General features: G+C 39.8%; 44 protein-coding genes and 1 tRNA gene. All 45 read left to right on the top strand.

Going from position 1 to position 25,656, the window contains the following annotated elements:
* Positions 1 to 4: 4 nt before the first annotated feature.
* On the top strand, positions 5 to 223 hold the full coding sequence (locus tag BOD01S_RS18735) for a helix-turn-helix domain-containing protein (protein WP_036156760.1): 219 nt from the start codon (positions 5 to 7) through the stop codon (positions 221 to 223).
* 94 nt (positions 224 to 317) lie between these two features.
* A complete protein-coding gene (locus BOD01S_RS23090) occupies positions 318 to 473 on the top strand; it encodes a DUF6906 family protein (protein WP_156117051.1) in 156 nt (51 codons plus the stop codon).
* Positions 474 to 488: 15 nt separating this feature from the next.
* On the top strand, positions 489 to 695 hold the full coding sequence (locus BOD01S_RS18730) for an IDEAL domain-containing protein (protein WP_063180389.1): 207 nt from the start codon (positions 489 to 491) through the stop codon (positions 693 to 695).
* Positions 696 to 706: 11 nt separating this feature from the next.
* Entirely contained in the window at positions 707 to 1,153 is a 447-nt protein-coding gene (locus BOD01S_RS18725) for a hypothetical protein (protein ID WP_063180387.1), read from the top strand.
* A complete protein-coding gene (locus BOD01S_RS23085; protein ID WP_156475395.1) occupies positions 1,146 to 1,283 on the top strand; it encodes a hypothetical protein in 138 nt (45 codons plus the stop codon). Before BOD01S_RS18725 ends, BOD01S_RS23085 begins: the two co-directional genes overlap by 8 nt.
* An 84-nt stretch (positions 1,284 to 1,367) precedes the next feature.
* Positions 1,368 to 2,273 (top strand): hypothetical protein, encoded by a 906-nt coding sequence (locus tag BOD01S_RS18720; protein ID WP_036150184.1) that lies wholly within the window; start codon positions 1,368 to 1,370, stop codon positions 2,271 to 2,273.
* A complete protein-coding gene (locus tag BOD01S_RS18715) occupies positions 2,273 to 2,758 on the top strand; it encodes a siphovirus Gp157 family protein (protein ID WP_036150183.1) in 486 nt (161 codons plus the stop codon). Before BOD01S_RS18720 ends, BOD01S_RS18715 begins: the two co-directional genes overlap by 1 nt.
* A 9-nt stretch (positions 2,759 to 2,767) precedes the next feature.
* Positions 2,768 to 3,169 carry an AP2 domain-containing protein gene (locus BOD01S_RS18710; RefSeq protein ID WP_052124654.1) on the top strand — a complete coding sequence of 134 codons (402 nt, stop codon included), beginning with the start codon at positions 2,768 to 2,770 and terminating at the stop codon, positions 3,167 to 3,169.
* The gene (locus BOD01S_RS18705) at positions 3,170 to 3,523 is read left to right on the top strand and encodes an organic solvent tolerance protein OstA (protein ID WP_174523106.1); all 354 of its coding nucleotides are present in this window, start codon (positions 3,170 to 3,172) and stop codon (positions 3,521 to 3,523) included.
* Positions 3,524 to 3,544: 21 nt separating this feature from the next.
* Complete coding sequence (locus BOD01S_RS18700) at positions 3,545 to 4,243, top strand: AAA family ATPase (RefSeq protein ID WP_036150182.1); 699 nt, start codon at positions 3,545 to 3,547, stop codon at positions 4,241 to 4,243.
* Positions 4,244 to 4,246: 3 nt separating this feature from the next.
* Positions 4,247 to 4,714 (top strand): DUF669 domain-containing protein, encoded by a 468-nt coding sequence (locus tag BOD01S_RS18695; RefSeq protein WP_036150180.1) that lies wholly within the window; start codon positions 4,247 to 4,249, stop codon positions 4,712 to 4,714.
* A 67-nt stretch (positions 4,715 to 4,781) separates the two neighbouring features.
* On the top strand, positions 4,782 to 4,973 hold the full coding sequence (locus tag BOD01S_RS18690) for a hypothetical protein (protein ID WP_036150178.1): 192 nt from the start codon (positions 4,782 to 4,784) through the stop codon (positions 4,971 to 4,973).
* Between the two features lie 8 nt (positions 4,974 to 4,981).
* Positions 4,982 to 7,354, top strand: a complete 2,373-nt coding sequence (locus tag BOD01S_RS18685) for a phage/plasmid primase, P4 family (RefSeq protein WP_036150176.1) — start codon at positions 4,982 to 4,984, stop codon at positions 7,352 to 7,354.
* Between the two features lie 249 nt (positions 7,355 to 7,603).
* Positions 7,604 to 7,828 carry a primase-like DNA-binding domain-containing protein gene (locus BOD01S_RS24010; protein ID WP_036150174.1) on the top strand — a complete coding sequence of 75 codons (225 nt, stop codon included), beginning with the start codon at positions 7,604 to 7,606 and terminating at the stop codon, positions 7,826 to 7,828.
* Positions 7,816 to 8,244: a hypothetical protein gene (locus BOD01S_RS18675; protein ID WP_036150172.1), complete on the top strand. Its 429-nt coding sequence runs from the start codon at positions 7,816 to 7,818 to the stop codon at positions 8,242 to 8,244. Before BOD01S_RS24010 ends, BOD01S_RS18675 begins: the two co-directional genes overlap by 13 nt.
* The gene (locus BOD01S_RS18670) at positions 8,244 to 8,687 is read left to right on the top strand and encodes a YopX family protein (RefSeq protein ID WP_081977843.1); all 444 of its coding nucleotides are present in this window, start codon (positions 8,244 to 8,246) and stop codon (positions 8,685 to 8,687) included. Before BOD01S_RS18675 ends, BOD01S_RS18670 begins: the two co-directional genes overlap by 1 nt.
* On the top strand, positions 8,684 to 9,223 hold the full coding sequence (locus tag BOD01S_RS18665; RefSeq protein ID WP_063180384.1) for an ERCC4 domain-containing protein: 540 nt from the start codon (positions 8,684 to 8,686) through the stop codon (positions 9,221 to 9,223). The genes BOD01S_RS18670 and BOD01S_RS18665 overlap by 4 nt, the downstream gene beginning before the upstream one ends.
* Positions 9,223 to 9,444, top strand: a complete 222-nt coding sequence (locus BOD01S_RS18660) for a DUF3310 domain-containing protein (protein WP_036150131.1) — start codon at positions 9,223 to 9,225, stop codon at positions 9,442 to 9,444. The genes BOD01S_RS18665 and BOD01S_RS18660 overlap by 1 nt, the downstream gene beginning before the upstream one ends.
* Positions 9,441 to 9,614 (top strand): hypothetical protein, encoded by a 174-nt coding sequence (locus tag BOD01S_RS23080; protein WP_156116989.1) that lies wholly within the window; start codon positions 9,441 to 9,443, stop codon positions 9,612 to 9,614. The genes BOD01S_RS18660 and BOD01S_RS23080 overlap by 4 nt, the downstream gene beginning before the upstream one ends.
* Complete coding sequence (locus BOD01S_RS18655; RefSeq protein ID WP_036150129.1) at positions 9,614 to 9,967, top strand: YopX family protein; 354 nt, start codon at positions 9,614 to 9,616, stop codon at positions 9,965 to 9,967. The genes BOD01S_RS23080 and BOD01S_RS18655 overlap by 1 nt, the downstream gene beginning before the upstream one ends.
* Entirely contained in the window at positions 9,964 to 10,158 is a 195-nt protein-coding gene (locus BOD01S_RS18650) for a hypothetical protein (protein ID WP_036150127.1), read from the top strand. Before BOD01S_RS18655 ends, BOD01S_RS18650 begins: the two co-directional genes overlap by 4 nt.
* Positions 10,148 to 10,306, top strand: coding sequence for a hypothetical protein (locus BOD01S_RS23075; RefSeq protein WP_156116988.1), 159 nt, complete (start codon positions 10,148 to 10,150; stop codon positions 10,304 to 10,306). The genes BOD01S_RS18650 and BOD01S_RS23075 overlap by 11 nt, the downstream gene beginning before the upstream one ends.
* Positions 10,284 to 10,904, top strand: a complete 621-nt coding sequence (locus tag BOD01S_RS18645) for a dUTP diphosphatase (RefSeq protein WP_036150125.1) — start codon at positions 10,284 to 10,286, stop codon at positions 10,902 to 10,904. The genes BOD01S_RS23075 and BOD01S_RS18645 overlap by 23 nt, the downstream gene beginning before the upstream one ends.
* A 20-nt stretch (positions 10,905 to 10,924) precedes the next feature.
* Positions 10,925 to 11,323, top strand: a complete 399-nt coding sequence (locus BOD01S_RS18640; RefSeq protein ID WP_036150123.1) for a phage protein — start codon at positions 10,925 to 10,927, stop codon at positions 11,321 to 11,323.
* Between the two features lie 32 nt (positions 11,324 to 11,355).
* A complete protein-coding gene (locus tag BOD01S_RS23070) occupies positions 11,356 to 11,493 on the top strand; it encodes a hypothetical protein (RefSeq protein ID WP_156116987.1) in 138 nt (45 codons plus the stop codon).
* Between the two features lie 255 nt (positions 11,494 to 11,748).
* A complete protein-coding gene (locus BOD01S_RS18635) occupies positions 11,749 to 11,988 on the top strand; it encodes a hypothetical protein (RefSeq protein WP_036150122.1) in 240 nt (79 codons plus the stop codon).
* Between the two features lie 41 nt (positions 11,989 to 12,029).
* Positions 12,030 to 12,104, top strand: a tRNA-Tyr gene (locus tag BOD01S_RS18630).
* Positions 12,105 to 12,143: 39 nt separating this feature from the next.
* Positions 12,144 to 12,377 (top strand): hypothetical protein, encoded by a 234-nt coding sequence (locus BOD01S_RS18625; protein WP_082800131.1) that lies wholly within the window; start codon positions 12,144 to 12,146, stop codon positions 12,375 to 12,377.
* A gap of 204 nt (positions 12,378 to 12,581) precedes the next feature.
* Entirely contained in the window at positions 12,582 to 12,890 is a 309-nt protein-coding gene (locus BOD01S_RS18615; RefSeq protein WP_233153212.1) for an Acb2/Tad1 domain-containing protein, read from the top strand.
* A gap of 152 nt (positions 12,891 to 13,042) precedes the next feature.
* A complete protein-coding gene (locus BOD01S_RS18610) occupies positions 13,043 to 13,300 on the top strand; it encodes a hypothetical protein (RefSeq protein ID WP_036150236.1) in 258 nt (85 codons plus the stop codon).
* Positions 13,300 to 13,608 (top strand): HNH endonuclease, encoded by a 309-nt coding sequence (locus BOD01S_RS18605; protein ID WP_036150237.1) that lies wholly within the window; start codon positions 13,300 to 13,302, stop codon positions 13,606 to 13,608. Before BOD01S_RS18610 ends, BOD01S_RS18605 begins: the two co-directional genes overlap by 1 nt.
* A 12-nt stretch (positions 13,609 to 13,620) precedes the next feature.
* Entirely contained in the window at positions 13,621 to 13,782 is a 162-nt protein-coding gene (locus BOD01S_RS23065) for a hypothetical protein (protein ID WP_156116994.1), read from the top strand.
* Between the two features lie 125 nt (positions 13,783 to 13,907).
* Positions 13,908 to 14,249 (top strand): P27 family phage terminase small subunit, encoded by a 342-nt coding sequence (locus BOD01S_RS18600; RefSeq protein WP_233153214.1) that lies wholly within the window; start codon positions 13,908 to 13,910, stop codon positions 14,247 to 14,249.
* A complete protein-coding gene (locus BOD01S_RS18595) occupies positions 14,246 to 15,922 on the top strand; it encodes a terminase TerL endonuclease subunit (RefSeq protein WP_036150238.1) in 1,677 nt (558 codons plus the stop codon). The genes BOD01S_RS18600 and BOD01S_RS18595 overlap by 4 nt, the downstream gene beginning before the upstream one ends.
* Before the next feature lie 15 nt (positions 15,923 to 15,937).
* Positions 15,938 to 17,080: a phage portal protein gene (locus tag BOD01S_RS18590; RefSeq protein WP_036150240.1), complete on the top strand. Its 1,143-nt coding sequence runs from the start codon at positions 15,938 to 15,940 to the stop codon at positions 17,078 to 17,080.
* Complete coding sequence (locus BOD01S_RS18585) at positions 17,080 to 17,838, top strand: head maturation protease, ClpP-related (RefSeq protein ID WP_036150242.1); 759 nt, start codon at positions 17,080 to 17,082, stop codon at positions 17,836 to 17,838. The genes BOD01S_RS18590 and BOD01S_RS18585 overlap by 1 nt, the downstream gene beginning before the upstream one ends.
* A 19-nt stretch (positions 17,839 to 17,857) precedes the next feature.
* Positions 17,858 to 19,018, top strand: coding sequence for a phage major capsid protein (locus BOD01S_RS18580; protein WP_036150244.1), 1,161 nt, complete (start codon positions 17,858 to 17,860; stop codon positions 19,016 to 19,018).
* 37 nt (positions 19,019 to 19,055) lie between these two features.
* Entirely contained in the window at positions 19,056 to 19,244 is a 189-nt protein-coding gene (locus BOD01S_RS18575) for a hypothetical protein (RefSeq protein ID WP_036150246.1), read from the top strand.
* 5 nt (positions 19,245 to 19,249) lie between these two features.
* The gene (locus BOD01S_RS18570; protein WP_036150248.1) at positions 19,250 to 19,564 is read left to right on the top strand and encodes a hypothetical protein; all 315 of its coding nucleotides are present in this window, start codon (positions 19,250 to 19,252) and stop codon (positions 19,562 to 19,564) included.
* The gene (locus tag BOD01S_RS18565; RefSeq protein WP_036150249.1) at positions 19,551 to 19,916 is read left to right on the top strand and encodes a phage head closure protein; all 366 of its coding nucleotides are present in this window, start codon (positions 19,551 to 19,553) and stop codon (positions 19,914 to 19,916) included. Before BOD01S_RS18570 ends, BOD01S_RS18565 begins: the two co-directional genes overlap by 14 nt.
* 9 nt (positions 19,917 to 19,925) lie before the next feature.
* On the top strand, positions 19,926 to 20,279 hold the full coding sequence (locus tag BOD01S_RS18560) for a hypothetical protein (RefSeq protein ID WP_063180392.1): 354 nt from the start codon (positions 19,926 to 19,928) through the stop codon (positions 20,277 to 20,279).
* A complete protein-coding gene (locus tag BOD01S_RS18555) occupies positions 20,276 to 20,596 on the top strand; it encodes a hypothetical protein (protein WP_052124660.1) in 321 nt (106 codons plus the stop codon). Before BOD01S_RS18560 ends, BOD01S_RS18555 begins: the two co-directional genes overlap by 4 nt.
* Positions 20,597 to 20,609: 13 nt before the next feature.
* Positions 20,610 to 21,182, top strand: coding sequence for a major tail protein (locus BOD01S_RS18550; RefSeq protein ID WP_036150251.1), 573 nt, complete (start codon positions 20,610 to 20,612; stop codon positions 21,180 to 21,182).
* Between the two features lie 23 nt (positions 21,183 to 21,205).
* Positions 21,206 to 21,559 carry a hypothetical protein gene (locus BOD01S_RS18545; RefSeq protein ID WP_036150252.1) on the top strand — a complete coding sequence of 118 codons (354 nt, stop codon included), beginning with the start codon at positions 21,206 to 21,208 and terminating at the stop codon, positions 21,557 to 21,559.
* Between the two features lie 258 nt (positions 21,560 to 21,817).
* Positions 21,818 to 25,656, top strand: a 3,839-nt coding sequence (locus BOD01S_RS18540; RefSeq protein WP_063180375.1) for a hypothetical protein, incomplete at its 3' end; no start/stop codon positions are given.

The following is a 25,656-nucleotide window of genomic DNA, read 5'->3' as shown; positions in this document are numbered from 1 at the left end:
TATCTTGAATGAACTTTTAGATGTTACAGAAGTTGCTAAAAGACTTAAATGTAACAGAAACAAAGTATATGACCTCATTAAAAGTGGATTGCTACAAGGTCTGAAACTTGGTCGAATGAAAGTCTCCACTATTGAATTAGAAAGCTTCCTAGTCCGTAACGCAGGAAAGGATATATCGGACCCTTACAATGTCAAAGAAATTGAAAGAGGTGAATGCTCATGAAAATTTTCAAAGTCCGCGAATGGCTGGCAATGTCTCCGGTAGAACGTCAAGCAGAGATCCGTAAAGCAATGAACAAGGTAGGTGTGTTCAAAAAATGAAACGTCCACGCAAATTATCAGTAGCAGAACGCCAATATCTTCAATCTATGAAACTAGCAGCTGAGAATTGGTTGATTAGTAAGAAGATGAGTGATGAATGGGTGTTGGTTCATCGGATGACAGATATTACGAAAACAGTTCCAGCACCGTAAAGGAGGTGAAGGCGAATGAAGGAATTTATCAACGCGATTGTAAAAATGGCGCGCGAAGTCGCTATAGAACATCACGGTTTTGTTGAAGAAGACGGCTTCCTATTCTCGCCCTCCACAATCTTACTTGTAGGAGAAATTGAGGAATCGAATCGACAACACCTAATTGATCAGGCGCTTGCATCAGGCAATAAGGACATGTTCCTGGAGCTTATTAAAAATTAAGGAGGATTGTTATGTACCCAGTATTAGTTGTGGAAGGCGTAGCTTACCAAAAGTTAAGCATTGAATGGAATGAAGAAGGAGTTGAATCTGCTTCTTACATTGATGAAAACGGAAAGTATCAAAAAGTTTACGATGTAACGAGCATTTTAGGTGGCGATAATCGGATGGATTTAAACCAGGCAATCCAATGGCATAAACGTTATGAACCGATCGTTGAATCCTTAAATAAACGTATTGATGCCCATGAAGAATGGTTGGCCGACTTGGAAAGGGACCATATGAAGCTCACCAAGAACAGGGACGGTTTGCCTTTTGTAGATGTTGAAATTGAAAAAGTGGTAACTCAACACACCAAACTAGAGCAGCTAGTTGATGGCCTGCATGAAGCATTAGGAATTATCACAGGTGAGTTTATGGTTGAGGATGTTGATTTATCAGGTGGTGATAATTATGCATGATATCGAGCATCCAGACATTACCCATGTAAATCGTACAGGCTACACACGGGATCAATGGAGAGCCATCCACAGGAATGAGGTGGAGGACGAACGCGATAGATCAGAATGGGATGACCATGAAGAGGAATAAAAAAACTCGCTAGAAGCGCCAACTTCTAACGAGTACTACTGAAATAAAAAGTCAGTGATATTATATCACATTTTGGAGGTCAATATGTCAAATAAATTAATTGATCGTTTAGAGGAACTTGCAGATGAAATGAAAGTAATCGTTCACCAATTGCGTGTGCCTTCCACAATTCAAGCTGTGGAGGACGTTATCGAATTTGAAGGTCAGCAGTATAAGAAGGTTGACCGTGAAGCGCGCGAGGGTGATGTGATTGTACAAGACGTAGCTCATTCAGCTTGGTTATACAAAGGAAAGCCTTACAAAATGGTATCCGATGAAGAAGTGAAACTAGAAAATGGTTGCGTTTCAAAATTATATACAGGTTGGGGTGGTCGCACACCCGAAACAGTAGACGTCTACGAATTAATTGTGGAGGACAAACAAAAAATCCGAGGCATCACAATCGGAATAGATGCTCCAAAATCAGCAAATCAATTACGTGCTGAGGTTATTGAAAAGGCGAAGGGGTTTGTTGAGGAAGCAATCAATCAAGGTAAATATGGTAGTCCAATGAGTGAGTTAGGTAACGAAACATATCAATATAAGTTCTTCAGTATTGATTTCGATGTAAATGATAGGGAAGTAAAAGTGTCTGTTTATCAAAATCGAAGCCATGATAAAAGGATGAAACAAGAACCATTGCATGTAAATACGGCAAAATGCAACCCATCAGACGTATTCAACGAACACATCGGAAAAGCCATCGCGTTAGGTAGAGCGCTCGGTCTGGATGTAAGTGAGTTTGAGAATGCTGTGCAGCCGAAGGAATTGGTTACGGGTCACCTTATTGAAGTTAAGTACCGGAAATATTCGGATAAGCAAATTCGAACAATCGTGACTCATGAGGACGAAGTTAAAAGTACATCTAACACAGCTGACTTTATAGAAAAAGAAACATTTTGGCACCAAATCATCAATGATACAAACGCCGAATACGAGGTGAACGCATAATGGCAACTATTTACGAAATCGCCGATAAATATAAACTCATTCAACAAATGATTGAAGAAGGTGCACCGGAAGAAGTATTCATTGAAGCGTTGAACGCTATTGACGGTGAGCTTGCTGAAAAGCTTGAAAATTACGCAATGATTATTGTAAATCGTCAGGCGAATATTGATGGTAAAAAAGCAGAAGCAAAACGTTTACTTGATAGCGCCAAATCAGAAGAGAATGCCATCAAACGCATGAAAGAAAATATGCAGTTCGCAATGGTGACAGCTGGTCAAACAAAAGTGAAAGGCGAGAAATTCAACTTCACCGTTCAAAAGAATCCACCTTCATTAAAAGTTGTGGACGAAACATTAGTGCCGGAAATTTTCTTTGAACAACCGCAACCGGTGTTAAATAAAAAGCTGTTATTAAGTGCATTAAAAGACGGTCACAAATATGAAGGTGTAGAAATTGAACAAGGGGAATCGATTCGGATTCGATAGGAGGATATCATGAGCAGACAATCTGAAGTATTTACATGTAATCGCCTGCTGGGAGTAGAGGCGACATTACGAAGTATAAATGAATTTTGTGAAGGTAAGAAGGTCATCGGCATCGATGCGCATGACACGCTGACTAAAACAACATTTACCGTTGTTGTAGAAGAAGTTGGAGAGGGTGCTATTCTTCCTCAAGCTATCCCTGGGAAAGGCTACGGATCAAGCCGATACCGTGGCGTCCATTGGGATAAAAAGGCGAATAAATGGCGAGCTATGTTATCGCACAAAGGCAAGCGATATACGGTAGGCCGTTACCATGATGAAATATCAGCAGCAAAGGCATATGACGCGAAGGCACTTGAAATCGTCGGTCCGGATGCGTACTTAAATTTCCCACTGGAGGTAACAAAGTAAATGGCAAAAAAATTATTGCATGAAAAAATTCGTTGGTACGCAGATACACATAAAGAGGCCGAGGAAGTAGTTGCTGAAGCTAAAGAAAATGAGTTATTAACAATGCAAAAAATCCATGAAAAGCATAATTCAAAAGGTTTTTACTACCTTGTGGATTTGGAATTTACGCATAGTACGGCCAAAGAGGAAATGGAGAAACGCCCTGAAAAAAGCGATGTTCCAGACGGCCAAATGAATATGGATGAAGTCGAGCAGCAGGAAGAAGAATTTGATCCGGATAGCATCCAATTCGAAAAGGAGATAGAAGGTGAAACACCTCAGGTTGAAGCTACAGAATCGGACTTGCCATTTTAATAGATAAGGAGTGTGGAAGGCATGGAAATTACAAACGCTGCTGATATCCAAAAGGACACAAGTACGTATCTTCTATACGCTAATCCGGGAATCGGCAAAACACATACGGCGCATTATCTGGAAGGGAAGACGCTATACATTCCAATCGACCGTTCTGAAACGCCGTTAAAAGGAAATGCCAATATCGATGTCGTGAAATTCGACACATACAACGCTTGGGAAGCTTGGAACGAGCTGCTGAAATGGTTAGGAAATGCTGACTTATCGAAATACGATACTTTATTTTTCGATAACGTCTCCGAGCTAGTTCGTTCAATGTTAGCCAACTTGGGGCGTAACGGAAATAACAATCGAGTTCCTTCCCAAGGGAACTATCAACAGATTGACTTCTTCCTAATGGACAGTGCCCGTTTCATTCAAACATTAGGAAAACGGATTGTCTTTACTGCATGGGAAACAACAGATAAATGGGACTTGCCAAGCGGACAGCAAATCAACCGGGCCTACCCTGATATCCGTGAGAAGATCCGGAATAACTTTATGGGGCTTTGCCAGGTAGTGGGACGATTAACGATCAATCCGGAGACGGAAAAACGAGGATTTATCCTACAGCCGTCCGATTACATTTACGCCAAAAATCAACTTGATGGGCGTAAGGCATGCGCACAAGAAAATATTTTCAAAATCGGCTATGAGCCATCCACAGAAGGAGAGAAATAATATATGTCATTCTTTAAATTTGATGAATCTAACGCTTCAACAGCATTTGAATTAGTTGCAGAAGGTAAATACGAGGCAGTCATTGTAAACGCAGAGGCAGGTAATACACAGGCTGGTAAACCAAAATTATCGGTGGACTTTGAGATTCGTAGTGATGTTAATCAAAATCATCAAGGCGCAAAAATTCTATACAATACCTTCACTTTCGAACATGAAGTGTCAGTCAAAATCGTGAACAGCTTATTGAAAGCATGTGGCTTCTCTAATAACCATGTATTCAATTCACCACAAGAAATGGCGCAGCAGCTGTTTAATAAACACCTAGAAATCACAGTGAAGCATGAAGAATATACGAAGGATGGAGAAAAGCGTAAGGCTGCTAAAGCGAAGTATTACGATGCTTCAAAAGTGAATCCTCCACAATCAGCAGGGCCAGCAATTACGGTCGGCGATTCTGATTTACCGTTCTAAATAAAACTAAATAGAGAGCTCTTTTTCTGGGGCTCTCTTTTCTTATATTCAAAAACGAGGTGATTGCATGTCGAAACGTAATAAATCATTTGTACTCACAACGAGCAATAGCAAAACAATGATACGTCATGACGAGCTTACACGGATTTTAAATGCTACGGAAATTGCACAGTGGCATCATATTACTAATAAAATTCGGGAGTTCGATAGAAACGAGAACGAAAGACAATTTTTGAAAAATAAAGGCATCAACGATTAGGTGATGAAATGAACAACATTAATTTTAATGACATACCCAGCGAATTAAAGGCGCTGCCCCAATGGATTCTGTGGAAGAAAGAAAAGCGCAATGGTAAAGATACAAAAATTCCATATCAAGTAGATGGCAATGAAGCACGTTCAAATGATCGCCGTACATGGTCCACATTCGCAACAGCCGTGAAATTCTACATGAATGGTGGTTATGACGGAATCGGCTTCGTCTTCAGTCGCCAGGACAATTACATCGGCATCGATATCGATAAGTGTGTTGTGGATGGCAAACCGAACACCTTTGCAACGGAAATCATTGATACGCTTGATTCCTATACGGAATTTTCTCCATCTGGAAACGGGCTGCACATCATCATTAAAGGTGGCCTTCCACAGTCTGTATTAGGTACTGGACGTAAAAATGTAAAGCACGGATTAGAAATTTACTCATACGGTCGGTATTTCAGTTTCACTGGAAACGTTGAAAGCAACGATCGTATCTATGAGCGAACGGAAGAGCTCGGGGAAGTGTTCGAAAAATATTTTGACGACAGCGACATCCAAGGGCGCGTCAATCTTGCTGAGTTCGAGAAAGATGAAATTAAACTTTCGAATGAAGCTCTTTGGGAGAAAATGTTTCGCTCCAAAAACGGTGATGAAATTCGGGCTATGTATGATGGACAAATTATTAAAACAGACAACAAAGGCGAACCTGACCATTCATCTACAGATATAGCTTTATGTAATCATTTAGCGTTCTTCACAGGGAAGTCAGCCACTCGCATGGACACTATGTTTCGAGAAACGGGTCTTATGCGTGACAAATGGGATATCATCCATCATTCGACGGGAGAAACATACGGCGAGCGAACGATTGCAGAAGCTATTACTTCCACTACTACCACTGTGTTGGACCATAAGAATGAAGCCGAGTACGCCGAGTTTTCTTTTGACTTCCACAGTGGTGATGCAGCAGTGGAGGAACAGCCGGCCGAACCAAAGAAAAAGTTTCGATTAACCGAGTTGGGGAACGCTGAACGCATCGCGCACGAATACGGCCATGTCATCAAATATGTATCGGATATGGGCTGGATGATCTGGGACGGTAAGCGTTGGAAAATCGATAACAAAAAAGAAATTGAACGCATTTGTAATAAGGTTCTACGTGGCATGTACAAGTCGGAGGATGAAGCCGAGCAGAAATGGGCGCGTATGTGCGAACGCCGGAACATCCGGATGAATAGTATTAAGGATTTAATGCCGTTGGTGCCAGGTGAACGTGAACAGTTTGATCAGCATAGATATTTATTCAACGTAGAAAACGGTGTAATCAATCTAAAAGATGGTAAGTTGCAGCCTCATGATCGAGAGCTTGGTTTAACCAAAATTACGAATATCGTATTTGAAGAAAAAGCTCAATGTCCGACATGGCTGGCGTTCCTTGAACAAATATTTCAAGGGGATCAGGAACTCATTGAATACATGCAAAGATTAATCGGTTACAGCTTGACTGGTGAAATATCGGAACAAATTATGGTCTTCCTAATCGGTGGAGGGTCCAATGGGAAATCAACATTCATCAATACCATCAAGGACCTGATGGGCGAGTACGGTAAGCAGGCCAAGTCGGATACCTTTATTAAGAAAAAAGAGACCGGAGCCAATAATGACATCGCACGATTGGTAGGTAGTCGGTTCGTTTCAGCTATCGAATCGGAAGATGGCGAACAACTATCCGAAGCATTTGTAAAACAAATTACAGGTGGAGAACCGGTACTTGCTCGCTTCCTACGCCAGGAGTATTTCGAGTTTATTCCGGAATTTAAAGTTTTCTTTACTACGAATCATAAGCCGGTGATCAAGGGAGTCGATGAAGGGATTTGGCGTCGTGTAAAACTCATTCCATTTAATTTGAATCTCCCACCTGATAAGCGAGACAAAAGGCTACCTGAAAAATTATCGCTTGAAATGCCAGGAATATTGAATTGGGCGATTGAAGGCTGCTTGAAATGGCAGCAGTCGGGGTTGAAGGAGCCGAAGGTCGTTAAGAAGGCAACTGGCGATTATAAAGAGGATATGGATATTCTAGGACCATTTTTATTCGAACGTTGTTATAAAAATGAATCTCAAAAAATTGAAGCGAAGGAATTATACAAAGTTTATTCCGATTGGTGCTATCAAAATGGGGAGCATGCATTACCAAATCGAAAATTTTATCGGACACTCGAAGCACAAGGATTTAAGCGTGAACGAGGGGCAGGAAATAAATTTTTCGTCCATGGTGTTACTTTAACGGAGCGCAAAAGTAGTTTTTCGCAACAAGAATTACTGAAAAACGATGAAAATCAGAAGGAAGAGTTAAAAAGTAACTCTTTTAAAATTACGTAGAAACTCAATGGTATCAAGGGTTTGAATAGAGTTTGATAGTGTTTTAGTTACTTTAGTTATTGTTTGGGGAGTTTATAAAAAAAATAAAAAAATAAAAATATATATATTAGGAGCAGTAATACCCCTAGAGCAGTAACTTTTGTAACTAAATGCTCGAAACCCTTGAGACTGTAAGGTTTAAGGCTTATTCGAAAAGTAACTCATAGGTAATTGCAGTTGTTTTTCAGTAACCGAAAGGTGTTGAAGAATATGGAAAATTTCCTAAACGAAAATATCAGGACTGTAAAGTTTTCAAATATACCAGCCAAAGAAATATATGAACGTTATTTAAAATATTGCGAAATGCATTCCGTTAAGCCTTTGACTTTTATTCTTTTTAATAAAGAAATGGTCAAATTCGGATTCGGAAAATGCAGAGGTACAAGAGGTATTTTGCAATTTAAGGATGTGTATTTACTCAAATGCAAGTATTAATGGTACTCTCACAAATTTGGAAATCCGGTGCTGAAATTTACAGGGATGAATCGGATAATCGATTGGCCTTGAAAAATGCCAAGAAGATACCTGAAGAAGTATTGAAAGCTGCAGAGCCGATTTTCCCGGATATTGAAAAATGGTTCGCTTCATGGGAGCAGGCTGAAGCTGTCGATATAACGATAATGAAAATGCTCCATCTCTTCTGTGGATGGCAAAGCAATCAAAAAATAAATGAATGGTTAAGTAATGACCTTGAATCACTCGATATGCTTGATCGTTGGTGCAAGGCATTAGATAGAAACGGTTGGAAGAATATCTATGATGACTTTCGACAATACGAAAATGAAGAATCAAATAAATTGAAGCAGGCGCTGTACGACCGGGCGAAGGTTTATTTCAAGAAGGGGGCTTAATGATGAGGGAGATTAAATTTCGAGCGTGGGATAAGAAACTGAAGGAAATTTTTCCTGTACACGAATTAGTATTTAATAAATTCAACGGAGAACCTAACACGATAAAGGGTTACACGGATGATGAAAAAGATGTATGGAATGTGCATGGTGGTCACTTTATGAAGTACGCCAATGAAAATAGGTATGTGCTTATGCAATACACAGGTCTCAAGGATAAGAACGGCAAGGAGATTTTTGAGGGGGATATTGTTCAGCAAAACTACAGAGATTTGTATAACCAAAGACAAGCGTTTACAGGCGAAGTGGTTTATGCGGATTGCGTCTATTGGTTGAAAAATGGTGATGAATACACCTTCTTGTATGACGAACACAGAATATATGATTCTGTAGTCATCGGCAACATCCACGAAAACCCTGAACTATTAGAAGGTGTTGCCGAGTGATCCATTACCAATACAACGCCAAAGAACTCGATGCAATCCTAAATACACTCACAATCATCATTGATACCCGTGAAAAAGTAAACGACCATATTCTTTCATACTTCCAACAGAAAAAAATCCCGTATCTTATTCGAGGATTAAAAACAGGCGATTATGGCTGCATGATTCCGGCAAACGAAGAGTTGGGCATCAAAAGGGATATTTACCTGTCTAGCCGTATTGAACGCAAAGCACATATAGATGAAATCACAGGAAATCTTCAAAAGGATACAAAGACAGCATTTGAAAATGAATTAATCCGTTCAAAGGACATTCCCTTCACTCTAATTGTGGAGGACCAGGACGGCTACGGAAAAATGATAAGAGGTCAATATCGTTCTAAATATAAACCCGAATCATTATTAGGATTGTTGAACAGTTTCAAAGCTCGTTACAATTTCGAAATCGTATATCTGGATAAAAAATATACCGGTAACTGGATCTATCATCATTTTCTTTACCAGGCAAGACATTACCTAAAGGTAGGTGTTTTTTAATGAATGAAAGACCGGAATCAGCACATTATCACTCTGGTTCAATTGATGTGTGGGCCTTCGCTGATGAAAACTTTAACCAAGATGAAGTGATTGGTTTCCATCGAATCAACGCTATTAAATACATTGCGCGCTATGGCAGGAAGAACGGAAAGAACATTAATGATTTAAAGAAAGCTATTGTATCACTTGAGAAATTAATTGAATTGGAGGAAGCAAAATGAGCACTCCAAATCGCAAAGTGGTCAAGGGGAGAAATGAAAAGGAATTACGCAAATATGTAAAAGATCACGAAAGACGTGGCTGGCGCAGAGTCGGTAAAACATGCGAACTACACGGGATTTATAAATCAGAATATATGCAGGTAATGGAATATGGGAGGATGGTGCAGTAATGAGGGAGATTAAATTTAGAGCATGGTTGGAAAATAAAATGCTTTCGCATGAAGATTTGGTGGATATGGATCAAGAATTTTATGCAATGTATACGATTTTAACGGAACCACAAGAAGATATGGTTTTTATGCAATACACAGGCCTCAAAGATAAGAACGGCAAGGAGATTTTTGAGGGGGATATCGTAAGGATCTACAGTGGTCGAATTAAAGGTTCTGTGAAGTTTCAAAATGCTATGTTCGATGTCATTGAGGAAGGTGGCAATACATCTTATTTAGCAGAACATGATGAAGACATTGAGATTATCGGCAACATCCACGAAAACCCTGAACTGTTGGAGAAAGCGAAATGAAAGAATACGCCGTTTATAAAGGGGATGAGCTCCTAGGTATCGGCACGGCTGAAGAATTGGCAGAAAAATTCAATGTACGGCCTCAAACCATTAGATTCTGGTCTGCTCCATCCTATCAGAAAAGAGGAACAGGTGAACGGGGTGGGTATAAAATCGCTATCCTACTGGAGGATGATGAAGATGATGAGTAATCAAAGTCGGCAGGCATTACTGGACGAGCTTGAATATCTCATTGAAACAAACGGCAGTCGCGTTCGAATAGACGCGATTCGCCGGCATCTCATGAATGACAATAAAAATAGAAAGCAGGCTAAAAATGAACATTCAAAAACTATATGATATGCAGCGTACACTTGACCAACATATTTTAGATAAGCATGAAGAATTAAAAGGGCAGGACAATCTTGACTGGAAGGTGCTTGCGTTGCAGGTTGAACTAGGCGAGTGCGCTAATGAATGGCGAGGGTTTAAGAAATGGAGCAATGACCGGAAGCCACGGACGAATAAAGAAGTAAAATGTCATGCGTGTGAAGGAACGGGGTGGATTGAAAATCTTCAGTATGCTGGGAGAAAGAGTGACGGTCCAGCTGAATGGGAATGCGAATTTTGTAAAGGGGAAGGATTTATAGAAAAAAATCCACTTCTTGAAGAATACGTAGATTGCTTACACTTCATTTTAAGTATTGGAGTTGAAAAGGACTGGACCTTTGAAAAAGTGGACTTATTAAATAGTGATGAATCACTAGAAATTCAATTTAGTGAAGCGTTTTTAGCAGTATCCCATTTTTACGTGAATAAGTGGTTATCAAACTACGAACGTTTGCTTATAGTTTTTCTTTCACTCGGGAAATCACTCGGCCTCACATGGAAACAAATCGAACAAGCCTATTTTGATAAGAATAAGGTTAATCATGAACGACAGCTAACCGGCTACTAATAATTGTGGAGGGCATCAACATGAGTAAATTTGCATGGCTAAAAGATTACCGGGAAATTGAAATGGATATCATTTATCTCGAAAATAATTTGGAGCGTACTAAAAAACATTTAGACCGTTTTGTTTCCGGTGATTTGCAAAATGTAAAATTGACTGCCGAATCAGACGGAGCAAAACTGGAAGAACACATCGAACGTATTGAATGGGAACTTGCATACAAAATGAATGATCTCCACGATATCAAACGTATGGTACAGAAATTTGAACAGGTAGATCACCAGATATTATACGGCCGTTACATTGAAGGAAAAACATTTGATGAAATCGCAGACGATATCGGATACAGCAAGGGCACTGTTTACAATAAGCACGCTGCACTGATGAAGACTATCGGGTATTTGGATGAGTTGTCGGTATAAGAAACAATTTTGCGAAGTAACGAGGTGACGATATGGAATTTAATTTAGAGCAATTAAAGATGATTCATTTTTGGAGTAACGTCGCAAAAGGTGAGTTCACTTTAGATGACGAACATGAAAAACTCATCCGAGAAATTGAGGAATATCTTAAATCTTGGGGAGAAATTTAATGAGCATTCCGGAAAAAAATAGGTTACTTCTTTCGTTACATGATTCGTTAATTTAATTTTCATTAAATCAAAATGAAATTAATGAATCTATTGAAAATCCATTATATGATGATATTGTAGTCTTTTGCATACAGCTCACTATCTCGCGCGTATTTACACACAAGCTTCTTCACTCGTGGGATGGTGAGCAAAAATGTATTAATGCTATTAAACTCTGGCTCCTTTACAATGATAGATAAACTGGAGGTGTCTTGAGTGGAAAATAAAATTTATTTAATTTACAAGTTGACCGGAGTAATGGTCAATCAAGGTAATTTTGATGAACGTTTCGTAACAGACGAATTAGTAATTGGTTATTTTGAAGGGACAGAAGAAGAGGTTCAAAAATTATGTAAGAGATATGAACGAGAATCAAATCAATATATTGTGCCTGAAGATAACGAACATATTTACTATCCACAATTTCATTATTGGGATTTACCCAAACTACCGTAATACACCAAAGTCTCGCTCAATTGAGTGGGGCTTTTTATTATGCGCTCATAGCTCAATGGCAGAGCAAGGCTATGTTTATAGACCATGAGATACAGGTTCGATTCCTGTTGGGCGCCTTACCAATATCATTATCTGTGGAAGGCGAGGAGAACGTCATGAGTAGATTCAATGTAAAACGTAGCTACAAGCAATTAATGGCTGAACGTAATGCGTTAGAACATTTTATCGCACACAAGAAAGCAACGACACATACTGGCGAATTAACAGTAAGACAAGCTGCTGAACTACGTTCTGATGAAGCTTTACTCAAAGAAATCAATCAAGACATCGAAAGAGCGCGTGAAGTACTTCAGAGGGATTATGAAGATGTTTACGGAAGGTCGAGGTGAACACCGTGCGTATGTTCGATTTATTAACGCCTAGCGTTCGTTCTGAGCTTACTAAACTATCAAATGGTATAAATCATCATCCAAATATTAAAACCTCTCACAAGCAATTTAAAGAGCGTTTAACGAGGCGTGAGGTTGAGGAGTTAATGGGAACGAATCGGGATAGGTATCACAGAGTAAACGGAAAGGTTAGGAGGAAGTAGGATGACAAATAAATGTTTCAACTATCCAGAGTGTAACAACAAAGCAATAACCGAATATTGCGCACCATGTTTAATGAATGGTGGCATAGTACCGAAAGATTACATCCGTTCTGAATTAGAAAATAGTTTCACATATCACGCACCAAAGAACGACCAACCACAACGATATGAAGCTATCAGAAATAAAGCTAAAGAGTTGGCACACATGCTTGATGAACTATGTCCAGATAGCCATGAGAAGTCTATTGCTCAAACAAACCTAGAGCAAGCAGTGATGTGGGCGAATAAATCTATTGCTTGTAACGAATGATTGTGGAGGGATAACGTATGGAACCTTTATTAATATTCCTGTCTTGTCTGTTCTGCTATATTCTCGGGCACATACGAGGGAGTATATCTTGTATGAGGGAATTAAAACGAAGTGGTTCACTAAAGTAATTGTGGAGGGAAGGTGAAGAGGAAATGAAATTACATTCAATCGATATTGATTCATCAAAGATGGCGCGTAAGTTAAGAGCAATCGCAAAGCACGCCAAACAATTAGCGAGGGAACTCGAAGCTATTGAAAATGAATGGCAATGTGATTGTGGATGCACAAGATATGTAGATGAAAGTCTTATAAATAGTGGAACAGATGAAGTCATATGCGCAAAACGTATTTGCAATGATTGTGGTGAAGCTTATGTTATTCCAGATGAACCAACAGTGAGTGATGCTTGATGTCTGAATACAAAACCATCGAACAGAAACGTAAATTCTACAAATCAACTGGATGGAAGAAGTTACGACAACTTGCATTAGAACGTGACAATCATGAATGCCAATGGTGTAAGAAGGATGGCAAGGTTACTCACAAAGATGCAGCGACATTAGAGATTGACCACGTTAAAGAGATAGAAGATTATCCCGAATTAGCATACGACTTAGAAAATCTCAGGACGCTATGCAAACATCATCATAACAAACGACACAATCGTTTCGATGGCAAAGCAACAAAGGGAATTAATTGGGATGACGAAAAATGGTAAAGGAGAATAGATATGAATCCATATTTAAAACGATTAGTAGACAATCGAATTGAATTTCTAAACATGGAAGAACAGGAAGTAAAGGAGTCCATTGCTTATACAAAAGAAATGTTAGCAAAGCAAGAAGAAAAACTAAAAGAAATTCAAACGGAAAAAGAAACATTGCAAAAATAATTGTACCCCCGGGTCAAAACTTTTTAAAAAATTTTTTCAAATGGGGACCGGTGCGGGGCCTAACTCGCAAATGTTTTTTATAAATTCGCGCACGTAAGGGGTGCAGATAGGGGGGAGGGGGTAAGATGGCTGAAATGTTAGATCAATTAAAAGAGCAGCTTCTAGCGAGGATCGATACAGATGATTTACTCGAAGTTGATAAAGTGAATCGGTATATCAAGTTACGCGAATTGGATATGGCCTGTAATGAAGCGATTGAAAAAGAAGGGGCAACCATAACTATTGAAAATGGATCCCAACGATTTATTAAGGCGCATCCAGCTATGAATGAGAAGAGCAAATTAAATTCACAAATGATCGCTTTGGAAAAGAGCATTAACTTCATTAATGGAAATTTAGTGCCGTCCCCTTCATCTGCATCTGTGGAAGGGAAACAAGGTGAGTACGAACCTAGTGATTTAATTTGAACAGTCAAAAATATGTAGATGAATATATCCGTCTGTATGAGACGGGACAAATAAAACTAAACAAAGAACGAAAGCTATTAATCAAGTTTGTTCAAAAGAACATCCTCAATAATGATGAAGTTTATTTTGATGACGAACTGATTGAGAATTGTATTGCATTTGGTGAGAAGTGGTACTTCCCCTTGACTGCCTTCCAAAGATTCTTAATAGCATTCGTTTTTTTATTTTGGAAAAAGAACAACCGTGTGGTCTTTCGTAAATTCCTTTGGATGCTCGGACGCGGTGGCGGTAAGAACGGTTTGATTACTGTTATATCAAATTTTCTTATCAGCGAATTGCACGGTATCGATGACTACAACATTTCGATTGTAGCGAATAGTGAGGAGCAGGCAAAGACATCCGTTGATGAAGCTTATAAATGCGTGAAGAAATATGAGGTGCTGCAGCGAGCGTTCAAAGCAACCTTGACCAAAATTGTTTCAAAGAAAACTAATTCGATATTCACTTTCAGGACATCTAATGGCGGAACAAAAGATGGACTGCGAGACGGTGCCGTTATCTTTGATGAAATCCATCAGTATGAGGATAACAAAGATGTACGCGTTCATATATCTGGTCTTGGTAAGAAACCGAATCCACGAGAGTTCTACATAGGAACAGACGGATACGTTCGTGATGGATTCCTGGACAAGTTGAAAGAAAAAGCTATGAAAGTTCTTAATGGTGAAGCGCGTTGGAATTCATTGTTCCCATTTATCTGCAAGCTAGATGATGAATCCGAGATGGATAGTCCTGAACTTTGGGAAAAAGCAAATCCGATGTTGTGTGAACCACGTAGCGATTATGCTCAAGGTCTTTTCGATACGATTTATGAAGAGTATGAAGAGCTGGAAGAAGATCCATCCAACTTTGAAGAGTTTATGACAAAGAGAATGAACTTACCGAAAGTTGATTTAGAAAAATCGGTAGCAACTTGGGAAGAAATCGAAGCAACTAATCGTGATCTGCCTGACCTTCTTAATGAAGAATGTATCGGCTGTTTAGATTACGCTTCTATTCGTGACTTTGCTGCATGCGGTCTTTTATTCAGAGATGAAGAAGAAAATTATCTCTTCAAAACTCATTCTTATGTGCGCAAGGAATTTGTAGACAAGCATTATGCGTATTCGAAAAAGCAAAATGACAATTTGAAAAACCAAAAGAAGCTGGCTCCTATCCGTGAGTGGGAAGAACAGGGGTTACTTTCGGTTGTGGAAGGCCCTACGATAGACCCTCACATAATTGTTCAATGGTTTGTAGATATGCGAGAACACTATGTAATCAAAAAAATCATCGCAGATAACTTCCGAATGGAAATTCTAAAACCATTATTTGAAGCGGAAGGATTTGAAGTGGAAGTAATTAAGAATCCACGTGCCATCCACAGTTTGTTAGCACCACGAATCGAAACGGCTTTTGCTAATCATAAAATTTTATTCGGCAATAATCCTTTGATGCGCTGGTATACAAACAACGTTCTGGTCACTATCGATAAGCGCGGCAATAAAGAATATCAAAAGAAAGAGCCGGTTAAACGTAAGACAGATGGTTTCCAGGCATTTGTACATGGAATGTATAGAGCTGATGAAATCAGTGTGGGAAGCAGCTTTGCATTTGCTGACATTGATTTTTAAGAGGGAGGTGAGAAATTGGGATTTTTAGATGCAGTTTTTAAACGGAATAGTGAGATAGAATTCTTATTCGATTTTGATATTTTTAAAGAAACATCCAATCGAATACAAATGAAAAAGTTAGCCATCAATACATGCGTTTCTTTTTTAGCACGAACTATTGCCCAGTCGGAATTTCGATTGAAGAAAAATGGCAAGTATCAAAAGGATGAATTGTACTATCGCTTAAATGTACGGCCTAATAAAAATCAAACAGCATCAACCTTTTGGCAAACAGTTGTTGATAAATTGATCCACGAAAATGAATGCTTGATTATCCAGTCGGATGATGAAGATTTGCTTATAGCAGATTCATTTACACATACCGAGTACGCAGTTTTTGAAGATACTTTTACTCAGGTAGTTGTAAAAGATTACGAGTTTAAAAGAACATTTAAGCAAAGTGAAGTTATGCATTTACGTTACACCAATGAAAATCTTACACCATTAATCGATAGCCTTTATAAAGATTATGGTGATTTATTTGGTCGTATTTTAGGTTCACAAAAACGTAAAAATCAAATCCGTTCAACCGTTAATGTAGATGCCAATACTTCAAAAAACAAAGAATCCATGTCGAGGCTTCAAGAATTTATTAACAAAATGTACGGGGCTATTGGTGAAAAGGAAGTTGCTATCGTTCCCCAACAACCAGGGTTTGAATACAAGGAACACTATAGTGGCAGTGGTAATGGTATTCAATCTGTAGATGAAATAAACAAAGTAACAGATGGTTTCTTAGATAAAGTGGCAATGGCAATCGGCATCCCGACCGGATTACTTTATGGCGAAATGGCTGACATAAGTGGCGAGATGCAGAACTATCTCACATTCACTATTAAACCTTTCCTCAAAAAAATCAAGGATGAAGTTAATGCGAAGTTTATCGAGAAGGAAGATTACTTAAATGGCACTCATTTAGACGTAAAAGTAGTTTCATATCAAAGCATTTTCGATATTGCAGATAGTGTCGACAAGTTGATTTCGAGTGGTGCATTTACAGGTAATGAAATTCGAGAAGAAGCTGGATGGGAACCTTCGGAGGATGATAACTTGAACAAACATTACATTACAAAGAACTATACAGAAATGAATTCATCAGGAGGAGGTGAGAATGAATAATGCGTAAGTTTACAAAACAAGATTATTTTAAAACATTTAAAAACCAGTCCTACATTGAACAATTACAAAAAGTAGAACGTAAATTTGAGACCTTCCACAACGAAGCAACGAATGCTACTGAAATTACGATTTACGGTATCATCGGTGATTCATGGTGGGAAGATTCGGTTTCGGCTTCAGACATTGACAATGCTTTAAAATCTATTAGTGGTGATATCGTAATTAATCTTAACTCCCCAGGTGGCGATGCGTTCGATGGAATTGCAATTTACAATCGATTGAAAAAGCATAATGGTAAAGTCATAATCAATGTTGATGGCTGGGCTTGTTCAGCTGCTTCTGTATTAATGATGGCAGGCGATGAAGTAAACATAGGTTTAGGTGCTATGGTTATGATTCATGAAGCGAGTTCACTTGTTTGGGGAACTAAAACGGAAATGCGTAAAGAAGCTGATGTTTTAGATGAACTCGAAGAAGGTATCATAGACATTTACATGACAAAAGCGAATATTAGTCGAGAAGAAATTCGTAATATGGTTGATGCTGAAACTTGGTTTGGTGCTCAAAAAGCCATTGAAATTGGCTTTGCCACATCCTCTGCTTCATCAACTGTGGAGGACAATGAAGAAATCACAAATTTAAATGCAAAAATGCAAGCAATGCAAACTGAGTTAGATCAATTGAAAAACAAGGAACCAGAAAAGCCTGTAGCATCTGTTAAAAATAACGATGTTCGCAAGGCTTTTTTAAATATCTAAAAATCGGAGGAATATAAAAATGGTCATTAAATTTAACAAATCAGAAGCTTTCCAAAATGCGAAAGCAAAATTAACGTCAGTATTGGCAAATGAAGCTGCTACTCAAGAAGAACAAACGCAAGCATTCGAAAATTATTTCGATGTACTACAAACAGAGGTTACAAATGCGGTTGCAGCACAAGTAAATAATGAAATGTTAGACCGTTCAGTTTTGCAACAACGCGGACAAAACGTTCTAACTTCAGAGGAAATGAAATTCTTCAATGCCGTTGTAACTAGCGGTGGTTTTTCAGATGATACTATCCTGCCTAAAACAACTGTTAATCGTGTGTTTGAAGATCTGGAAAACGAACATCCATTACTTGCTGCAATTGGTCTTCAAGACTTGGGGGCGGTTACTCGTTATATTGATTCTGACCCGACAAAAGCTTTTGCATGGGGTAATCTATTCGAGGGTATCGCTGGTCAAGTATCTACAGCTTTCAGTGATAAAGAGGTTGGTCAACTTAAATTGACGGCGTTTGCTGCTATTCCAAATGACATGCTTGAACTTGGTCCAGTATGGATTGAACAATACGTTCGTACTCTTTTGGTAGAGTCATATTCAACTGGTTTAGAGTATGGCTTTGTAAATGGTCGCGGAGCAACTCAGAAAGAGCCAATCGGACTTATGAAAGATGTTAGTGCAGAGGGTGCCGTTACTGACAAAGTATCTTCTGGCACATTAACATTCGCTCCTTCAGAGCGCGGGGAAGTAGTAGCAGGCGAATTATATAATGTCGTTTCTGCATTATCTACTGATTCAAAAGGAAAGAAAGTTAAAGTGGCAGGAAAAGTTGTAATGGTTGTAAATCCAACTGACGCTTTAGCTGTACAATTCCGTAATACAATTCAAACAGCTAACGGCGCATGGGTAACAGCATTACCTTACAACATTCAAGTTGTAGAATCTGATCAAATCCCATCAAATAAAGCTTTATTCTTTGTTAAAGGTCGCTATGCTGCTCGTTTAGCTGGTGGTGTGAAGATTAAGAAGTTTGATCAAACGCTAGCAATTGAAGATGCAACACTTTACACACTTAAACAATTCGCAAACGGGGAACCACGCGATAATAAAGCTGCTTTGGTTTATGACTTGAATATTGATTTTAACGCAGCACCGGTAGTAGAGACTCCTTAATTTAAGGGGTCTTCAATTATTTATAGGAGGGATATAAATGCCTGAATACAAAGTAGTGAGACGATTCAAGGAAACAAAGCATGATGGTCATGTGTACGAGGTCGGTGATATTTATCCTGCGGAGGGCAAGAAAGCGACTAAAGCGCGACTGGAAGAATTGTCGACGAAGAAAAACAAGTATGAGCAAATTTTTATTGAGGAAGTAGCTCCTAAAGACAAGGAGTGATCTAAATGGCTGAAGTAATTACACAGGAACTTATCGAGGAATTTAAGTTGCGGATGAGGCTTGGTGATGATGAGGATGACAATTTAAGACGCATCTTAAAAGCCTCTTTAGAGGACTTACAGGACGTTTGCGGTGATTATGATATAAACACTAGCGGACGTTTTAAAGAGCTTGTTTTCGAGCGTTCTCGGTATGTTTACAATGATGCGCTTGAATACTTCCATGAGAATTTTTTAACTCAAATCAATAATTTGAGCATCGCCAAGGCGCTTGAATCCTCTTCCTCATCTGTGGAGGGCGAAGGCAATGAAGCAATTTAAATACAATGAAAACAATCATAGTGGCTTGTACCGTCATCGCATATTAATTCGCAAGCGTACAACGACTGTCGATGAGTTGCTGCAGGAAATTGAGGTCTTTGAAGATTACGGATACTACTGGGCTATGACCAAGACGCTGAAGGGCAGCGAATTTATCGCAGCGGCCAAAGAGCAAACGGAAAACACAGTCCGATTTGTAGTCCGATATGCAAAGTCTCTCGATGAATTTATTGCAGCAGAGAAAACGACATTCGAGGTCGTCCACAATGGAATTACCTACGACGTACAGAGTGCGATGAATGATGATTTCATAAATCAAACGGTCACGATTGTAGCGGAAGGGCGTGGGTAGATGACAAATATCAATAACCTGGCATCTGAAATCACACGTCAATTGCAACGTTATGCAAATGTAGTGAAAGAAAAGGTTGATGAAGCTGGCGAGGAAGTATCTGAGCAGGGTGTACAAAAATTAAAACAGACTAGTCCGAAACGAAAAGTTAAAGGCGGTACGTACTCTAAAGGTTGGCGGATGAAAAAAGTTGGTACGAAATGGGTTACTTACAACAAGATTTATCAACTTACTCATTTGCTTGAGAAGGGTCATGCCAAGGTTAACGGCGGTCGTGTTGATCCAATAGTTCACATGAAGCCTGTCGAGGAGGAAATGGTTGAAGAATTTACCCGTAAGGTAGAGGAGGCGGCGCGGCAATGAAGCTGACACTACCACAGTTGGCGCAGAAGTTGAACACCATCTATCCTACGGCATATTCCCATTTTAAGAGCGCCCAGCCATTGCCTTTCATTTGTTATCTAGTCGTGAGTAGCGATACCTTTGCAGCAGACAATACGGTTCTAACAGAATCGACTTATGTAGATATCGAGCTGTACACGACCACAAAAAATTTAGAGGCTGAGAAGAAAATCAAAGATATGTTAAAAGAAAACGAACTCCCTTGGAGCTACGATGAAATTTTCATCGAAGACGAGGGAGTTTTTAAATGCACATTTTCAACAAAATTAATCAATTAGGAGGCTATATATTATGGCAGAAAACAAAGTGCAATTTGGTATTAAGAATGTTTACTATGCAGTTGTCACTGAGGGAGCAGACGGGACATTGACTTATGGAACGCCGATTCACTTCCCGGGTGCTACAGCAATCACACTAGATCCACGAGGTGAGCAATCAGACTTCTATGCCGATGATCGCGTGTACTACACGACTTCCACAAATAGCGGCTACGAAGGCACACTGACAGTCGCTAATTTGATTCAATCATTCCGTGTGGATGTATTAGGTGATGAGTTAAGTGAGGATGGCATCCTAACAGAAACTTCTAATGCCAAACCGAAGCGTATTGCTTTGTTGTTCGAGTTTGATGGCGATGTGAAAGCTACTCGTCATGCTCTATACAACGTAACAGTTTCACGCCCTGGCATGTCCGGTGAAACGAAAACGGATACGACGGAACCAGGTACACAAGAATTATCATTCGTTGCAGCACCGACAGCAGAGGGTATTGTAAAACGCTCCACTACTGTTGAGACAGCTCCAGCTGTTTACAATGCATGGTATTCATCAGTATTGGTCCCGGAAGTAACACCGGTACCTTAATCAAATCTGTGGAGGGCAAGTAAATGGAAATTACATTAACGATAGATGGTAAAGAAATTCCGTTCAAATCAACGGGAGCGGCTGTAAAGCGTTATATGGCGCAATTTCAACGTGATTTATTAAAAGACATTATGAAAATGGGCGTAGCGAATATTGATTTCGATAACATGACAGAGGAACAGGCCATTGAATGGATGCGTGATCATATTGATTTCAATATGTTTTACGATGTCGCCTGGGTATACGCTAAAACAGCTAATCCGGCAATCCCTGAACCTTTCACTTGGCTGGATTCTTTCGATGAGTTTCCTATTTTAGATGTCATCGAACCTTTACAAGAGTTATTGATAAAAACAATCGGCTCTAAAAAAAAGTAGAGGCCTCCTCCACGCAGAGTGAAGGAATTTCTACAGAAACTTTTTTAGTCCTCTGTAAAGAGTGCGGGTTAGATCATACAGATTTAGATAATATGACGTTCGGTATGGCATTGGATTATATCGATGAATATTTCGAAATGAAGAATCCAAATAAAAAGAAAAAGGCTGTTCGGAAGGCTTCTCAAGCCGATTTCGACAGCTTCTAAAGCTCGCATTTATTTGCGGGCTTTTTATTTTATGTAAAAGTGTGGTGAGGAAATGGCAAACGGAAACATCCGAGGCATAACGATTGAAATCGGTGGCGATACAACCGGTCTCGAGAACGCCTTGAAAGACGTTAATAAGCAGAGTAAGGACTTGCAAACCGAATTAAAGGAAGTAGAGCGCGGTTTAAAATTAGATCCCGGCAATGTCGAGCTTGTGAGACAAAAACAACAGCTCTTAACACAATCAATTGAAGCAACTAGTGACAAATTGCATGTATTGCGGCAGGCACAGGGGCAAGTAGAAGCACAGTTTAGGCGCGGTGAAATCGGCGAGGAACAATACAGGGCGTTTAGACGCGAGCTTGTTAATACCGAAAATAATATGCGTAGCTTGCAAGGGCAATTGAACTCCATGCAATCCGAACAACAACGGTTATCAGAAACTACACGCTCTTTAGGGGCGTTTTTTGATGCGACTGGAACAGACGTTGAACAATTCGCAGGAACGTTAGGAACACGCCTTACACAGGCTATACGGAACGGTACAGCGAGCGCTGACCAGATGGAACGTGCTTTACGTTTAATGGGGCGCCAAGCTCTTGGAGCTAGCACAGATATTGATGAAATGCGCAGGGTATTGAACCAGATTAATAACGGCGGTTCCATTAACGCGATTCGCAATGAGCTACAGCAAATGAATACTGTGGTTGTAACGACACAAAGCGAATTAAAAGAAATTGATAAGCTTTTAAAATTCAACCCAAATAATGTTGAACTGCTTACTCAAAAACAAGCTTTGTTAACTCGTTCTATTCAGGATACTTCTACAGAGTTGCAGCAACTACAACAGCGACAATCGCAGGTTGAAGCGCAATTCCGAAGTGGGCAAATAGGAGAAGAACAGTATCGAGCATTCCGACGTGAAATAGAACAAACTGAACAATCTTTAGTTGGCTATCAAAATCAATTAAATACCATGCAGCAGGAACAACAACAGGTTCAAACCTCTACACGCCATTTACAGACGTTATTCGATGCAACAGGTACCAGCGTAGATCAATTCGCCGATGCAATAGGTAATGATTTAGTACGAGCTATTCAGGAGGGCCGAGCGTCTACTGCGCAGATCGAGCAGGCCATACGTCAAATCGGTCAGCGAGCAGTCGGTGCAGAGGTGGATATTGATCAATTACGTGAGGCCCTGCGAAACGTCGATAATGGGGCCAATTTAGATCAAATCCAGGCGGACATAGATCGAATTAGACAATCGGCTAACGAAGCCGAACAATCTGTGGAAGGCTTGGGCAGTCAATTAGGAACGGTTATAGGTGGGTTAGCTGCAGGCGGAGGTATTGCAGGGGCTGTTGACCAGGCGTTGGATGTAGCAAGTTTAAAAACAAAAATCGATGTCACGTTTGAAGTTCCCGAAGAGTCTAAAGCAACTATTCGAGATACAGTAAAGACCATTACAGCATACATCGAAGACCAAGAAGCAGCGCTTGAAGGCACAAGACGTCAATGGGCACTAAATAAAGATGCATCTGATGAAATGAATGTATCAATTGCTGTAGGCGCTGGAGCAGTCGCTAAAGCATATTCTCAGATTGATTTTGTAGAGCTTGTACAGGAAGTAAACGAGTTTGCTGCAGCTTTAGAAATTTCGAATCAAGAAGCGCTTGCATTAACTAACGCAATTTTAAAAGCAGGATTCCCACCGGAACAAATAGATACAGCAGCAGAATACGGTTTGCAAATGAAGCAAATCGGATTCAATACAGCTCAAATTCAAGCGATTTTCGAGGCCGGCATTGATACAAAAACATGGAATATTGATAACTTAAATGACGGTGTAAAAGAAGCTAATCTTCAAATGAAAGCCTTTGGTAACGAAGTTCCTAAAGCATTAGGAGAACTTTTATCTCAAACTGATGTCTCATCAAAGAAATTTCAAGAATGGGGTAAGTCAGTTGCGGGCGGAGGTGTAGAAGGCGCTAAAGCTATGGCTGAAATGGTCACATGGCTAGATGGCATAGAAGATGCTACCTTGAAAAATGAAATTGCGACCGCAGCCTTTGGTACGAAATGGGAAGACCAAGGACAAAATATGATTTCTGTCTTCCAAGGTCTTGCCGGAGCTCAAGATCAAACGGTACAAAATCAGGAAAAGTTTAATCAACTGATGGAGGGTATAAATACCGATCCAGCATCCCAATTGAGACAGGCTTTTGCGGATTTACAAACAGCATTAGCACCTCTCTTAATTGCCATTGCGGAAATAGTCACTTCCGTAGCGAAATGGGTTTCCGAAAATGCAACGTTAGGCGCAGCCATTGTAGCTATTGTCGCAACTATTGGTATTTTAACAGGGGCCTTTGCCGTCCTGATGCCTGCCATAGCCGGATTGATATCTGCATGGCCGGTGTTAGCTGCAGCATTCGGATCAATAGGAGCGCCCATCCTAATTGCTGTCGGGGCCATAGCCGGGTTAGGAGCAGCGTTTGTCGCATTGTGGAAGAATAGCGAAACCTTCCGAAATAATTTAACCACCGTATTTGAAGCGATAAAAAATGTGGCGGTCACCGTATTTGAAGCGGTGGCTTCTTTTATTGATGAAAAAATAGCTCAGATTAAGGGATTCTGGGATGCAGAGGGCGCGCAAATTTTACAGGCGGCCGAGAATATCTTTAAGGGCATTATGGCCGTTATTGAGTTTATCATGCCAGCGGTTAAGTTTATCGTTGAAGTTGCGTGGACGGCTATAAAGCAAGTAATTACAGGGGCACTCGATATCATTATGGGTGCTGTCAAAGTATTCAGTGGTCTATTTACCGGCGACTTCGGCAAAATGTGGGAAGGCATTAAAGATATCTTCAGTGGCGCTATTCAATTAATTATTGGGTGGATATCTCTTTCGTTCTTTGGTGGTATACGTACATTGCTTACAAATCTCGCTAAAACTGGTCTCAGTCTTATGAAAGGCATGTGGGATAACATCCTGGGCGTTTTCAAAAGTGTGGGAGGCAGCATAAAGAATCTAACAAGCAATACTCTTTCGGTGGTCGTCAATTTCTTTAAAAATTTTGTCACCAACGTGAAAACGCTGATGGGGAATGCCAAACAAGCAATTGTTACTACTTGGAACGAAGCCGTAACATTTCTTAAAAATATCAACCTTATGCAAATCGGTAAGGATATTATAAACGGACTTGTTAAAGGTATTGGGGCCATGGCAGATACGGTTGTTGATAAAGTGAAAGAGTTAGCCCAGAGTATCCCGGATTGGGCGAAAAAAGTATTAGGCATTCACTCTCCATCACGTGTCATGATGGAACTGGGCGAATGGGTTGGTATTGGTCTTGCTAATGGTATCAAATCCACCGAACAGCTCAATCAGCAAGTGATGCAAAGTGTTACAGATGGCATTCTGGCAGTGAAAAAGTCTTACAAGGACCAAGCCGTAAAAATTGACCAGGACCTAGCGAAGGCCATTAAAAACACGAACGAAAAGGCTAACAAGGATATTGCCAAAATCCAGAAGACAGCTGCTAGTAAGAAACGTGCTTTAACGAGTGACGAAATCGCGAAGATTTATAAACTACGTAGCCAGGCAGCAGAGAGCATTTTGAAGCTGGAGGAAAAGGCTGCATCTGACCGTTCAAAACTTGCAGTAAATGAAAAGAAGGAAATCGAAAATAAATATAAAGATTTGTTAGGAAGCATTAAATCGTTTATCAGCGATAAGAAGTCACTGGACCAACTTTCCATGAAGGATGAAGTCTTGGTATGGGAACAGTCTTTATCGTTGTTTGAAGGTTCCAATGATCAGCGTATTGCGGCTCAAAAGGAATATAAAACTGCATTGCAGGCTTTAAATGATGAAATAGTTTCCAT

It is taken from the genome of Lysinibacillus odysseyi 34hs-1 = NBRC 100172, assembly GCF_001591965.1.
GTDB classification, from domain to species: Bacteria; Bacillota; Bacilli; order Bacillales_A; family Planococcaceae; genus Lysinibacillus_B; species Lysinibacillus_B odysseyi.
The sequence above is the reverse complement of the archived record's forward strand: the minus strand, read 5'-3'. Positions and strand labels throughout refer to the sequence as shown.